The organism is Chryseobacterium sp. TB1-D10 (assembly GCF_059803555.1).
This window is the reverse complement of sequence record NZ_JAPFHB010000002.1, coordinates 432,771-446,123: the sequence shown is the minus strand read 5'-3', so window position 1 is coordinate 446,123 and position 13,353 is coordinate 432,771. Positions and strand designations below refer to the sequence as shown.

Genomic DNA, 13,353 nt, shown 5'->3' with positions numbered 1-13,353 from the left:
TAAACTATAGAATGAAAAAACATAATTTCAGCGCAGGTCCAAGTATTTTACCACAGGAAGTTTTTCAGAAAGCTTCAGAAGCTATTCTTAATTTCAATGGTTCAGGATTATCACTTTTGGAAATCTCTCATAGAAGCAAAGATTTCGTAGCGGTAATGGATGAAGCCCGTGCTATCGTAAAAAGACTGATGAATCTTGGCGATGATTATGAAGTATTGTATCTGCAAGGTGGCGCCAGTCTTCAGTTTTTGATGGTTCCTTACAACCTTCTTTCTGTTGACGGAAAAGCAGCTTATACTAATACAGGAACTTGGGCGGCGGGCGCAATCAAAGAAGCTAAAATGATTGGAAATGTAGATGTAGTTGCGACTTCAAAAGAAGCTAACTATTCTTACATACCTAAAGAATATAAAGTTGGTTCAGAATACGATTATTTCCATTGCACATCCAACAATACGATCTTTGGAACGCAAATGAAAGAATTCCCGAAAGTTGATACGCTTTTGGTTTGTGATATGTCCTCTGATATTTTCAGCAGAGAACTGGATTTTTCTCAGTTTGATTTGATCTATGCAGGTGCTCAGAAAAATATGGGTCCGGCTGGAGCAACTTTGGTTGTGGTAAAAAAATCAATTCTTGGAAAAACAGGAAGAACGATTCCAACTTATTTGGATTATGCTGTTCATATCGACAAAGAATCAATGTCCAACACGCCACCTGTTTTTGCAGTTTATGCATCTTATCTGACTTTAAAGCATTTGGAAGAAAATGGTGGAATTGCAGCTGCTGAAACCAGAAACAATGCTAAAGCTAAATTGCTTTATGACGAAATAGATAACAATCCAAACTTCCAAGGCGTTTCTGCCATCGAAGACCGTTCTTTTATGAATGTGACTTTCACTTTGACAGACGAATCTAAGCAAGACGCTTTTGATGCAGCCTGGAAAGCTGCAGGAATCAGCGGACTGAACGGTCACAGAAGTGTTGGCGGTTACAGAGCAAGCATCTACAACGCAATGCCAATCGAAAGTGTGCAGGTTTTGGTAAATGTGATGAAAAGTATTTAATATTTCTCAATATAAATTATAAACGTCTTCAATTTGTCTGAAGACGTTTTTTTGTTAAATGAATGTTAATTTAATAAAATATCGTATCTTAGCACACCTTGAAATTTAACTCAAAAAAATTCAAGGGAAACCAATTATAAAAGCATTTTTGAATTAATCATGATTGTATTAGCCAATGATGGGATTTCCGAATCTGGAATTCAACTTTTGAAGGAAGCCAATATTACGGTTCTTGAAAGCCGTGTGTCGCCGGAACATCTCAGTAAATTCATTAATGAAAACAATGTGGATGTTCTTCTTGTGAGAAGCGCAACGCAGGTAAGACAAAAACTGATTGATGAATGCCCAAACCTCAAAATAGTTGGACGTGGCGGAATCGGTATGGATAATATTGATGTGGAATACGCCATAGATAAAGGTCTTTACATTATCAATACACCTAATGCTTCCTGCAAATCTGTTGCAGAATTAGTTTTTGCACACTTCTTTTCGTTAGCCAGATTTCTCCACGAAAGCAATAGATTGATGCCTTTGGAAGGTGAAACCCATTTCAATGCGCTTAAAAAATCATTCAATAATGCTTCTGAACTTTCCGGAAAAACGCTTGGCGTTGTCGGGATGGGAAACATAGGAATCGAGGTCATTAAGATCGGTATTTCTTTGGGAATGAAAATCTTAGCTTACAACAGAACTCCGAAAACAAGCAATATCGAAATTAGTTTCTTCGATGGGCAAACCGTGAATTTCGAAATTAAATCAGTAGCTTTAAATGAAGTTTTAGAGAACTCGGATTTCATAAGCCTTAATACAGGGAAAACTGAAAAATACATTATCGATACAAATGAATTTGCAATGATGAAGGATGGTGTTTTCATCGTGAATACTGCAAGAGGCGGCGTCATCAATGAAGTCTCGATGATTGATGCAATTGAAGATGGAAAATTAGCCGGAGCTGCTTTGGACGTTTTTGAAAAAGAACCAACGCCGGAAGTAGAAATCCTGATGAATCCTGCAATGTCGCTTTCTCCGCATGTTGGCGGCAATACGATTGACGCTCAATACAGAATCGGAGAAGAACTCGCAATACAAATTATTAAACTGAAAGATCAAATATAAATATGCCAGTATTTAAACCTTTTAAAGGAATCAGACCGAACCACGATTTCGTTGATATTTTTCCTACTTATTCTTTGGATAATTTTACACAGGAAGAAATCAACAAAAAATCCCAGCTGGACAATTCTTATATCCAGATGATAAAACCTGCAGTGGTAAGCAAATCTAAAGATATTGACAGAAATCTCAGAAAAATAAGGTCGAACTATGAGGAATTATTAGAAGAGAAAAAACTGACTCAGGATGATTCTGCCTACTACCTTTACGAGCAGACATTATCTGATAAAACAACTTTCAGAGGGCTTTTGGGACTGGTAAGTGTAGATGATTTCTGGGACGGAAAGATCAAAAAGCACGAATCTACCATCACAGAGCGCCGGATGAAAATGGCGCATTACCTGGAGAAAGTTAACATCCAGGCAGAGCCTGTTTTACTGACTTATCATTCCAATTCTAAAGTGGAACTGCTGATGAATCACGAGCAGAAGAATGTTCCGATCATTAATTACAAAGACGAAAAAGGCGTAAAGCATAAGATCTGGAAAATCGATAACCGACTGAAGCTTCAGCAGTTCAAAGAAGTGTTGGATCCTATTGATTCTTTTTACATCGCAGATGGGCATCACAGAATAGGCTCTGTTGCAGAGTATGCAAAAAAACAAAGAGACAAGTACAAAAGATCTCACGGAACGGAGCACTACAACTTTGTTTACAGCTTCATCGTCTCCAACCAATCTATCAAGATTAATGACTACAACCGTCTTCTGAATGATCTTAATGGTCTTTCGAATGAAGAAATTCTTGAAAAATTAAAAGAAGATTTCCAGATTCACGATAAAGGAGAAGCACCATATTTCCCTTCTCAAAAATTCCATATCAGTATGTATCTGGGTGGCAAATTCTACAGTCTGCACGTGAAACACAACATTCGTGAAGACCACAAAAACGAAAACGACCTGGATCACCACTTGGTTGACAAATATATTTTCGAAAAGATATTCGGAATAGAGAACGCCAAACATACAGACAAAATTACCTATCTGAAGGGAACCTCAGACACAAAAGGAATTATTGACATCAAAGAAAAAGTAGATTCCGGAGAGTTTAAAGTTGGATTTGGGATCTACCCTATCAGCTTCAACGACTTACTGAAAATTTCTGATAAAGAAATAAAAATGCCTCCAAAATGTACATTGATTGAACCAAAACTGATCACTGCATTAATGATGTACGATATGAAGTAATAAACTACAATATATTCTAAAAGACGTCTATTCAAACAGATGTCTTTTTTATTTTTAAATTAGAAATTCCAGTTATAATTTATTTAATTTCAAAAGATTATATGATAGTAATCTACAAATAAATGTGATCTAAAACATAAGCTAAGCTCATATTTTATTCATATCTTTGCAAAATTAACATAAGTATATTTTTTACTTTGTTTTTAAGTTGATTATTATTAAAAATACAGTGAAAAATTATGTATCCCAAGGAATATATAAACTGCGATCAGGAACCGATTCATATCTGTGGAGAAGTTCAGGAATATGGATTTTTGATCGGAGTAAAAGATTCTAAAATAGCTTTCTACAGTGAAAATATTTTAGATTTTTTTTCTCAAGATCCTAACACAATTTTAGGAAAGGAAATCAAAGTTTTATTTGACGAACTGGAACTTGATATTAATTGGAATAATTTTTCCGACAATCAGGAACTTGCCATTCAGCACATTACCTTTCATCAAAACGAATATACGCTTGCAATTCATACACACAACGGATTTACTTTTTATGAGATAGAAAAAGTATTCCCAAATCACAAGATCAATCAGGAATACAAAGCTATACAGAACATTCTTAAAATGTCTGATGTTGAGAATATTTGGAAAATCCTATTGAAAGAAGTTCAGAGCATTATAGATTTTGACCGTGCGATGATCTATCAATTTTTGTACGATGGCAGCGGTGAAGTAATAGAAGAATATGTAAAACCAGGTTTGGAAAGTTACCTTCATCTCCACTATCCCGAATCTGACATTCCGGCGCAGGCGAGAGCACTTTATCTTAAAAATACAGTGAGAATCACCTCTCACGTTTCCGGGAAAACCTACCCTGTTTTTGGATATCAGAAAGAGAAAATAGATCTGACTTACAGCACTACCAGATCCTCTTCCCCTGTTCATCGCCAATATCTTAAAAATACTGGTGTAGAATCCAGCTTCAGCACTTCTATTATCGTCAATGGGCAATTATGGGGAATGGTTGCTTGTCAAAATGCCGGGCCAAAACATTTGGATCTGCAATCCAGATTATTGGTAGACACACTTACCAAAACTGCTGCCAATGCCTATAGTTCTTACAGGTCTCTGCAAACGCTGGAGGATTATCAAAGGAGCAATCTAAGCAATATTTCGCTTCGTCAAAATCTATTGAGCGAGGAGAATTTTGCATTAGCCCTGGAAAATAATATCGAAGATATTATGAAAACCTGTGCTGCAGAAGGAATGATTATTAAAATTAATAATGAAATTCTGACCCACGGAAATGTTCCGACTCATTCTGATATTGAAAAGATTATCAATTGGAGCAAAGACAATAATCAGGATTTTGAAGAAAATATTTTCATATCAGATACATTCTGCAAAACCAGCGGATTAGAACTGGACAATTCGGAGATTAGCTGTGGCATTATCATCAGCGTTTTGGGAAATAATACTTCCGATATGCTGATCTGGATGAGAAAAGAGCAAGGGCAGAAAATAAAATGGGCAGGAAATCCTGAAAAGGAAACGATTTCCGAAATCAAAGATGGTGTTGAAATCATTAAATTTTCGCCTAGAAAATCATTCGAAGTGTGGAAAGAATATGTGAAAGACACAGCTCTCCCCTGGAAAACAAGAGAAATAGAATCTGCAAAATGGATCACCTCTGTCATCCTGAAAGCATCTCATACCAAATCTTCCCAAATCGTTGATCTTAACAATCAATTAAAGGAACTGAATGAAGAATTGGATTCTTTCTCCTACACGATTTCTCACGATCTTAATACGCCTCTGACGGTGATCAAACTGAATGCACAGCTGATGAAAAGACTGCAGCAGCCAGATGAAAATTCTCAGAAATTTTTGGATACGATCATCGGTCAGGTCGATTCTATGAGTGATATGATCAAGAATGTTCTGGAACTTAGTAAAATAAAAAAATCAGAGATTGAACTCAACAAAATTGAAGTTGATACCTTAATAAATAAATTAGCAGAAGACTCCAAAATAAGTTTCGATTCGCCTCATACAGAAATTATTATAGAAAATACGCCAGAAGTTTTGGGAGATCCAACAATGGTCTATCAGGTATTTGGGAATGTGATTGGGAATGCCATCAAATATTCTTCAAAATCTTCAAAACCTAAGGTTAAAATTATTGGGGAAGTTTCTGAGAATAAAGTAATGTACAAGATTTCTGATAACGGCATAGGTATTAATAAAGAAGATGATGACAAAATGTTCAAGATCTTCAGCAGAATGAGTAATGCAAAAGCTTTCCACGGCAATGGCGTGGGACTGAGTATTGTTCAACATCTGATGGAGAAGATGGGCGGTGAGATCACCTACGAAAGTGAAACCGGAAGAGGAACGACTTTTATATTAAAATTTCAAAAACCTGATTATGATTTCAGTATTTCTTAAGGAACAAACGAAACAACAACACGATGATACGGAAGCAAAACTAAAATCTCAAAAGATCTTCGACAAATCCTACACTTTGGATGATTACAAAACGCTTTTGATCCACAATTATAAATTAATCAGCAGATACGAACCTCAGATTCAGGAAAATCTTAAAAATTATCCGGAATTGAAATTAGAATTAAGAAGCAAAATTAATGCTCTTAAAACTGATTTAAACAATCTGAATATCAAAACAAAAACTGAAGCTCCAACTCAAAATCTGGAAAATGAATCGGAAGCTTTTGGTGCATTGTACGTGATGGAGGGTTCCACACTAGGCGGAAATGTGATTGCAAAACAATTGAAAAGAAATCCGGAGTTTGAGGATGTAGAATTCAACTATTTTGGTCTTTATGGTGAGAATACAGGACCTTACTGGCAGGAATTCAAATCTATTATCGATGAGAACATTACCGAAGAAGATTATCAAGATTGTGTAACCGGAGCAAAGAAAGCTTACCAATTGCTATCATAACATTCAGAACATACTGTATAAGAGGGGTGAAATTAGTTTTTTACTCCTCTTTTTATGGACTGTAGCCTTCTCTTCCATTCCAATGGCTAAAAAGTTATCTATATTAGAGCTCGTGCAAGTTCTATTAGATACGTACAGACTTCTATTAGAGAATGACAAACCTGTATTAGATCTCGGTGAATCTCTACTGGAGAGTTACCAGTCTCTATTGGAGGTAGACGAACCTCTATCAGATAGCGATGAACCTCTACTGGAGAGTGGCGGACTTCTATTAGAGAGATTGATTTTTTTTCTTATCTTAGTTTTTAATAAAAACCAAACATATGTTGAGAAGAAAACGCGGCGATCTTACGCCCAGACAGAGCAGTATTGTACTAAATCTAAAACCTATAATGACTGCAAGGCAAGTTATTTTTCCACATGCTTTTCTTAGAAAGATCGGTATCAGCAGCAATTCTGTGAATAAAATGCTGAATGGCGAGGCTGTTCAGGTTAATTTTCGGCAACTGACTGCAATGTGTCTTTCGCTGAATTGCACACCCAATGATCTTTTTTCTCTGCGCGAGATGCAGCAGCACTTACCGGAAAATCATCAGCTTCACAAACTGCAGGACATCAATGAGCCAATTATAGAACTTCAGGATTTCTATAAGGACAAAAGTCTGGAAGAAATCCGGAAAATGAATGAAAGTTAAAGATCAGCTTTTAAATTAAAAAGGAGTGAAAAATTAATTTCACTCCTTTTTTTATGATTAAATCTAAGCTTAGATTATTTTTGAATACTTACCAATTCAACATCAAAAACCAGCCAAGAGTTTGGTGGAATTACACCGCCTGCTCCTCTTTCTCCATAGCCTAAAGCTGGTGGAATAAGCAATGTCGCCGTTTCACCTTCTTTTAATAAAAGGATACCTTCGTCCCAACCTTTGATCACTTGTCCAACGCCGATTGGAATATCGATTGGTGCATTTCTTTTGAAAGAGTTGTCAAATTCTTCACCATTTATCAGCTTGCCAGCGTAATGTACAGCAACTGTTTGTCCCGCTGTTGGCGCTGCACCAGTTGTAGTTTTAGTGATTTTATAATACAAGCCTGAAGGTGTAGATTGCATTCCGGCTTTCATATCATTGACTAATTTTTCTTGGTTCGCAGCAAACTCAGCAAGTTTTTTGGCTTTTTCTTCTTCAGCTTTTGCCAAATACGCTTTGTTCTTTTCCTCGATTTTTGCCTTACCTTCAGCGAAGATTTTCGCAGCATCGTAATGTTTGTAAGCATCACCTTTACCGAAAACCGCCACTTTTGTCAAAACAACATCAGTTTTAGGCTTGTCCTGAGGTCCTTTTTCTACGTTTGCAATAGAATCAATAGTCGCTACTCCTCCTACAACTTTTCCGAAAATCGTGTGTTTTCCGTCTAGCCAAGGCGTTGCGATTTCTGTAATGAAGAACTGAGAACCATTGGTGTTTGGTCCCGAATTCGCCATAGAAAGGATTCCTTTTCCTGTGTGCTGAAGGTCGTTTTTCTCATCAGCAAATTTATATCCAGGATCTCCCATTCCGGTTCCCTGCGGATCTCCACCTTGGATCATAAAATCTTTGATCACTCTGTGGAAGATGGTTCCGTCATAGAATGGCTCTCCTTTTTTCTTTGCTTTGTTCTCGATTTTACCTTCTGCAAGACCTACGAAATTGGCAACAGTTACCGGAGATTTCTCATCTTCGAATTTTACCAAAATATCTCCTTTGCTTGTTACAAAATTTCCATAAAGCCCGTCTGGCAGACTTTTATAAACTTCTTTGTCTATTTCCAATGTTTTACAATTTAATAATGTTAATAATGTTATAGAAAGTGCTATAATTTTTTTCATTGTTTATAATAATCGTTTGTTATAATACTTTTACTTTGATAATGAGAGGCATATCATTCGATATTTTTTTATTGTCTCCGTAAGTTCCGTAAGCCAAAACCGAAGGAACAAGAATTTCCGCTTCCTCTCCTTTTTTCAAATATCGGATCACATCTTCTACTGCATCCATTTCTGCAAAATGCCCAAATTCTACATTCTCATTTTGAATAGATGAGTCATACAGCTTTGTTCTGTCAAAATCGTAGATGTCATATTTGTAAGAGACTTTTTCACCATTATTTTTGCGGGGAAGTTTTTCCAGACCTTCAATATTCACCCAATAGTTCATTCCCATCGGATAATATTTTACATTCTGCGATTTGATCCAATCCAGAATTTGATTTCTTTCCATCGTATTCAGTTCTTTCGTTCTGTTTTTGGAAACTTCCATTTCACTTTCGGATATAAACTGCTCGCCTGGATTTTGCACAGGATTCTGCTTAGCACAGGCCGAGATAGCAAAAATAGAAATGATGTATATTATTTTTTTCATTTTATATAAGTTTTTCTAAAAGACAGAGAAAACCATTCCTGAAAAACTTTTGCAAAATTAAGAAATTTCAAACACTTAAACGTCATTAATACAAAAACCGGAAGAGAATTTCCGGTTTTTGCTTTTCAATTTACTTTTTATTTAATTCTTATAAGCTATAGACATTTTCTTCTACCAAAACCCTCCATCCAAAAGGATCTTCTGCATTATTGGTTTGGATATTTACGAGATCATTTTTCAACTGCTCTGCAAAACTTTCTTCCGGCGAAAGTTTTGGTAACATCAGATGTTCACCCTGATAACCTAATGCCTCAAAAATGCTGGTCACCACTGCTGTACCTACGCCCCAAACTTCTTTCAAAGTTCCATTTTTTTGAGCCTCCACAACGTCTGTTACTTTCACATTCCCAATCACAACCTCTATACCTCTTCTCTCAGCCAGTTTCAGAAAACTGTCTCTGGTGATTCCGTCCAAAATTTTGTCAGATGTTTTAGGTGTATAGATTGTATCATTGATTCTTACAAAAACATTCATAGTTCCACTTTCTTCGAAGTACTCGTGAGAACAATCGTCTGTCCATATAATCTGATCATAACCTTCTTCTATTGCCAATTGCGTAGGGTAAAAAGATGCTGCGTAATTTCCGGCCGCTTTCGCTGCACCTACGCCTCCACTTGCTGCCCTGGAATAGTGGTCAGCAATTTTCACTGACACCGGCGCTGTGTAATAACTTTTTGCCGGAGTTGCAACGATTGCAAACATATATTTTTCTGCAATTCTTGCTTTCAGAGCTTCTTCGGTTGCAAATAAAACCGGTCTTAGATACAATGACATTCCTTCGCCTTGCGGAATCCATTCTCTGTCTATATCCACAAGAGCTTTTAACCCATCCAGAAACATCTCTTCAGAAATCTCAGGAATAGCTAATCTTTTTGCGGATTTGTTAATACGTTCAAAGTTCTTTTCCGGACGGAAAAGGAACACCTGACCATCATTATCCTTGTAAGCCTTCATTCCCTCAAAACAAGCTTGACCGTAGTTGACCCCCATCATAGCAGGGGTGAAACCGATTGGACCATAAGGAATCAACTGAAGATCCCCCCATTTTCCGTTCTCGTATTCACAAATTATCATATGATCTATAAAAGTATTCCCGAATGAGAAATTATTAGGATCAAATGTGGAAATTCTTGGGTTGGTAGATTTTTGAATTATCATTTTTTAAATTTTAGTTGAGGTATTACAAATATATAATAATTATTTAATAATCAAAATTTATGTTAAATTTGTAAAAAAATACTTTGAAAAGGCAACTAATAACCACAAGCGACGGTAGTAAAACTTTATTAATCAATGGATTAGAAGAAACCTACCATTCAAAACACGGCGCTTTGCAGGAAGCCAAACATGTATTTATCAATAATGGACTAATGTTGACAAATCAATATGAAATTAACATTTTAGAACTCGGTTTTGGAACAGGTCTTAACGTTTTAGTAACATTTGATGAATATTTGAGAAATATTGAAGATCACAAAATCAATTATTTTGGAATCGAAAAATATCCGATTTTTTTAGAAGAAGCCTCAGAATTGTCGTACTCGGATTTATTTTCGAATGATTTGGTAAAAGATTTGTCACTGAAAATCCACGAGTTAGATTGGGAAATATCTCATGAACTGATTAAGGATTTTAACCTTACAAAAATTAAAAAAGATTTTTTTGACCTAAAAAACACAGAATTACCACCAATTGATCTTGTTTATTTTGATTGCTTCGGAGCAAGAGTCCAGCCTGATCTTTGGGAAATGGAACTTTTGGAAATTGTTGCATCCAAAATGAAGTCCGGAGGTTTACTGACCACTTATTCCTCAAAAGGAAGCGTAAGAAGGAATCTGATAGAATTAGGCTTCGAAGTGGAGAAAAAACAAGGTCCGCCAGGAAAAAGAGAAATGATGATTGCCTGGAAAAAATAATTTTCCATAAATTAGACATTCCAAACCACAGCTATGATAGATAAGATCAACATTCGCGTTTACGCACTTTGTATTCAAGACAAAAAGATCCTTGCCCTTCACGAGGAATATGCAGGAGATTTCTTAATAAAGTTACCAGGCGGAGGCTTAGAATTCGGGGAAAGCACGATTGAATGTTTGAAAAGAGAATTCCAGGAAGAATTGAATCTTGATATTAACGTTACAGAACATTTCTATACCCAAGACGATTTTTTAGTTTCCAGATTTAGAGATAATGAGCAATTAATTACAATTTATTATCTGGCTGAAATACTGAATGAACAGGATCTTCTAATCCTTGATCCTTGTATCGAAAAAACAGAATGGTTCCCTCTGGACGGAGAAAATCCATTCCCATTACCGATAGATAAACGTGTTTTCGAATTTGCAAAAGAAAAATTCCTGAAGTAATTTTCAGGAATTTGTTTTAAGATCCATTGTACTTCTACAAAATTAACGTCTCCGTTATATTTATTATCGATAATCAATATCATCGCAGGCTGAGAGATGTATGATTGATTTTCGCCAACAACTTTTCTATATTTAATTTCGAGAATATTAGCATTTTTCCTGATAGAAACTGGTTTCAGCTCAACTTTCTGATTTGATGGATCTTCTATCTGAGCTACTACAAATTCCTTAGAAAAATCAATTGTTGTTGGCTTTCCGTTTTCGCCCATCGTAGTTGCCATTCCGAAAACCTGATCAAATTTCTGTTGGTTTTCAAACTTTGGACTATCAATAGCTGCATCAATATTATTTTTCACAAAATAATTTTTCGCTTCTTTGTAAGGAACTGCCGCATTCAAAACAGCGTCTCCAGATTTTACAGAATTACAGGAAATTGAAATTACAGTTGTAATAGCCAATAAAAAAATATTTTTCATAATTTATTGATCAAAATGTGTTTATAAATTCCAAAGCAAATCTTCATATTTCTTCAGGATAATATCCTTAGAAAAACGTGATTTGATGGAGGTTTTAATATCATCTTTGTTATTATTTCTATGCACGGCGTGTTTGATCTTCTCAGCAAAATCATCATAATTTTCAATATTTGATATTTCACCGTTTACCTGATCAATAATAATTTCATCAATTCCGCCGGGGCAATTATTCGCCAGAGAATAAACACCACAAGTTCCGGCTTCCAAAAGTACATTTGGAAAACCTTCGTATCTGGATGATAGAATGAAAAGATCTGCAAATTTGAGATACTGATATGGATTGCTCTTTTTGCCATGAAAAATAACATGATCAAGCCCCAGCATTTCTTTCATTTGTAGAAGCAACTCTCGGTCTTTTCCGTCGCCCAGAATATGAAGCAGAATATTTTGATTTTTAAGTCTTGAAAAAACTTTCAGAAGATTATCAAAACCTTTTCGGGAAGAGAGATTTCCTATTGATACAACGTGTTTGTATTGAGGGGAAAACTCCGTTGGTTTCTCGGATTGTTTTAATTTTTCCTCTATGAAATCTATGTCAACCGGATTATTAATTTTAATTAATTTATTTTTTCTGATTCCAAAATTATTGATCAAATCTGTCTGCATATCATTGCTTTGCGCGATGATTCTGACATAATTATTATAAAATTTGTAGAAAAACCTGATCTCTTTTCTAGTCACATGCTGTGAAACTACGTTGGTTTCTCTTGCAATGAATTTAGTTTTCGGAAAAAGCTTGATGAATAATGATAAATAAGCATTCACTTCTCCAAACCCGGAAAAGACGATGTCCGGCTTTCTTCTCTTGATTTCCAGAAGAATAGGTTTTAAAGAATTTCTGATTCTTGGTGTCTGGATGTCTATGATCTCAACATCGGGTTTTAGAAAATCAAGATAAGCGCCTTCTTTCCTTAGTAAAAGAATTGACGGTGAAAATCTATTTCTGGGAAGATGGTTTGCAATTGTTGTGATGATGCGCTCTGCACCACCGGTTTCCAGATCTGGCAATATGAAAAGAATTGATTTTTTCATTCTAAAAATAATTCCGGAAATTGTTCTGCGTGATTGTTCAAAATGTGATTGACGAGAAAACGATGGTCTTTTCTGTCAAAGAAAATATACCAAGATGTGTTCTCGTTAGCCTTGAATTTTATATAAAATTCTCCGAACTTTCGGAAATTCTTGGGTGAGAATCTTGAGATTCGTTTATCAATATTTTTAATGATGAAATCGTATATTTTATCGCCATATTCCAAAGCAGATTCCTTGAAACCCAGATAACCCTTTTCATATAATACATCAATAATATCATTGATTTGATCCTCAAATTCAAAAGAATAAAGAATTACATTTTCCAAGGTAAACCACTAATATATTCTTTCGTTCTTCTTCTCATTTCTTCGTGAGAAATACCTTTTGCCCACCGTTCTTCAAAATCATTTTTCAAAGCATATTCGGTTTTTGGTTCATTTACAGAGTCGACTGGAGCCAGATTATTTTTTAGTTCCAATAATTCTGAAATAATTTCTCCGTCTTGCAAATCGGAAATCCACTGAAGAATTTCTTTTTTTTTATTAATAAAATCAGAATTCATCTCTTTTTG

General features: G+C 35.5%; 14 protein-coding genes. 8 read left to right on the top strand and 6 right to left on the bottom strand.

Annotated elements, in window-relative coordinates:
- Nucleotides 1–11 precede the first annotated feature (11 nt).
- The 6 genes from serC (at nucleotide 12) to OPU68_RS04375 (ending at nucleotide 7,083) form a co-directional block, all read left to right on the top strand.
- Nucleotides 12–1,067, top strand: a complete 1,056-nt coding sequence (gene serC / locus OPU68_RS04400; RefSeq protein ID WP_498472781.1) for a 3-phosphoserine/phosphohydroxythreonine transaminase — start codon at nucleotides 12–14, stop codon at nucleotides 1,065–1,067.
- A gap of 159 nt (nucleotides 1,068–1,226) precedes the next feature.
- Entirely contained in the window at nucleotides 1,227–2,183 is a 957-nt protein-coding gene (locus OPU68_RS04395) for a D-2-hydroxyacid dehydrogenase (protein ID WP_498472780.1), read from the top strand.
- A 2-nt stretch (nucleotides 2,184–2,185) separates the two neighbouring features.
- Nucleotides 2,186–3,427, top strand: a complete 1,242-nt coding sequence (locus tag OPU68_RS04390) for a DUF1015 domain-containing protein (protein ID WP_498472779.1) — start codon at nucleotides 2,186–2,188, stop codon at nucleotides 3,425–3,427.
- A 239-nt stretch (nucleotides 3,428–3,666) separates the two neighbouring features.
- On the top strand, nucleotides 3,667–5,871 hold the full coding sequence (locus tag OPU68_RS04385) for an ATP-binding protein (protein WP_498472778.1): 2,205 nt from the start codon (nucleotides 3,667–3,669) through the stop codon (nucleotides 5,869–5,871).
- Nucleotides 5,852–6,388 (top strand): biliverdin-producing heme oxygenase, encoded by a 537-nt coding sequence (locus OPU68_RS04380; protein ID WP_498472777.1) that lies wholly within the window; start codon nucleotides 5,852–5,854, stop codon nucleotides 6,386–6,388. Before OPU68_RS04385 ends, OPU68_RS04380 begins: the two co-directional genes overlap by 20 nt.
- A 323-nt stretch (nucleotides 6,389–6,711) precedes the next feature.
- A complete protein-coding gene (locus OPU68_RS04375; protein ID WP_498472776.1) occupies nucleotides 6,712–7,083 on the top strand; it encodes a helix-turn-helix domain-containing protein in 372 nt (123 codons plus the stop codon).
- Between the two features lie 74 nt (nucleotides 7,084–7,157).
- Here OPU68_RS04375 and OPU68_RS04370 read toward each other — a convergent pair whose 3' ends face one another.
- From OPU68_RS04370 to OPU68_RS04360, 3 genes are all read right to left on the bottom strand, one after another.
- Nucleotides 7,158–8,255 (bottom strand): peptidylprolyl isomerase, encoded by a 1,098-nt coding sequence (locus OPU68_RS04370; protein WP_498472775.1) that lies wholly within the window; start codon nucleotides 8,253–8,255, stop codon nucleotides 7,158–7,160.
- A gap of 19 nt (nucleotides 8,256–8,274) precedes the next feature.
- The gene (locus tag OPU68_RS04365; RefSeq protein ID WP_498472774.1) at nucleotides 8,275–8,787 is read right to left on the bottom strand and encodes an FKBP-type peptidyl-prolyl cis-trans isomerase; all 513 of its coding nucleotides are present in this window, start codon (nucleotides 8,785–8,787) and stop codon (nucleotides 8,275–8,277) included.
- Nucleotides 8,788–8,935: 148 nt separating this feature from the next.
- Complete coding sequence (locus OPU68_RS04360; protein WP_498472773.1) at nucleotides 8,936–10,006, bottom strand: branched-chain amino acid aminotransferase; 1,071 nt, start codon at nucleotides 10,004–10,006, stop codon at nucleotides 8,936–8,938.
- A gap of 83 nt (nucleotides 10,007–10,089) precedes the next feature.
- On the opposite strand from OPU68_RS04360, the gene mnmC2 reads away from it, so the two are divergent.
- Both mnmC2 and OPU68_RS04350 read left to right on the top strand, forming a co-directional pair.
- The gene (gene mnmC2, locus OPU68_RS04355) at nucleotides 10,090–10,764 is read left to right on the top strand and encodes a tRNA (5-methylaminomethyl-2-thiouridine)(34)-methyltransferase MnmC2 (RefSeq protein WP_498472772.1); all 675 of its coding nucleotides are present in this window, start codon (nucleotides 10,090–10,092) and stop codon (nucleotides 10,762–10,764) included.
- A gap of 33 nt (nucleotides 10,765–10,797) precedes the next feature.
- A complete protein-coding gene (locus OPU68_RS04350) occupies nucleotides 10,798–11,214 on the top strand; it encodes an NUDIX domain-containing protein (protein ID WP_498472771.1) in 417 nt (138 codons plus the stop codon).
- Nucleotides 11,215–11,711: 497 nt separating this feature from the next.
- On the opposite strand, the gene OPU68_RS04345 is transcribed toward OPU68_RS04350, so the two are convergent.
- Genes OPU68_RS04345 through OPU68_RS04335 form a run of 3 tightly spaced genes read right to left on the bottom strand, consistent with a single transcriptional unit; the run spans nucleotide 11,712 to nucleotide 13,344 of the window.
- Nucleotides 11,712–12,782, bottom strand: coding sequence for a glycosyltransferase (locus tag OPU68_RS04345; RefSeq protein WP_498472770.1), 1,071 nt, complete (start codon nucleotides 12,780–12,782; stop codon nucleotides 11,712–11,714).
- Nucleotides 12,779–13,108: a hypothetical protein gene (locus tag OPU68_RS04340; protein WP_498472769.1), complete on the bottom strand. Its 330-nt coding sequence runs from the start codon at nucleotides 13,106–13,108 to the stop codon at nucleotides 12,779–12,781. The genes OPU68_RS04345 and OPU68_RS04340 overlap by 4 nt, the downstream gene beginning before the upstream one ends.
- Nucleotides 13,096–13,344 (bottom strand): hypothetical protein, encoded by a 249-nt coding sequence (locus OPU68_RS04335; RefSeq protein ID WP_498472768.1) that lies wholly within the window; start codon nucleotides 13,342–13,344, stop codon nucleotides 13,096–13,098. Before OPU68_RS04335 ends, OPU68_RS04340 begins: the two co-directional genes overlap by 13 nt.
- Nucleotides 13,345–13,353 lie beyond the last annotated feature (9 nt).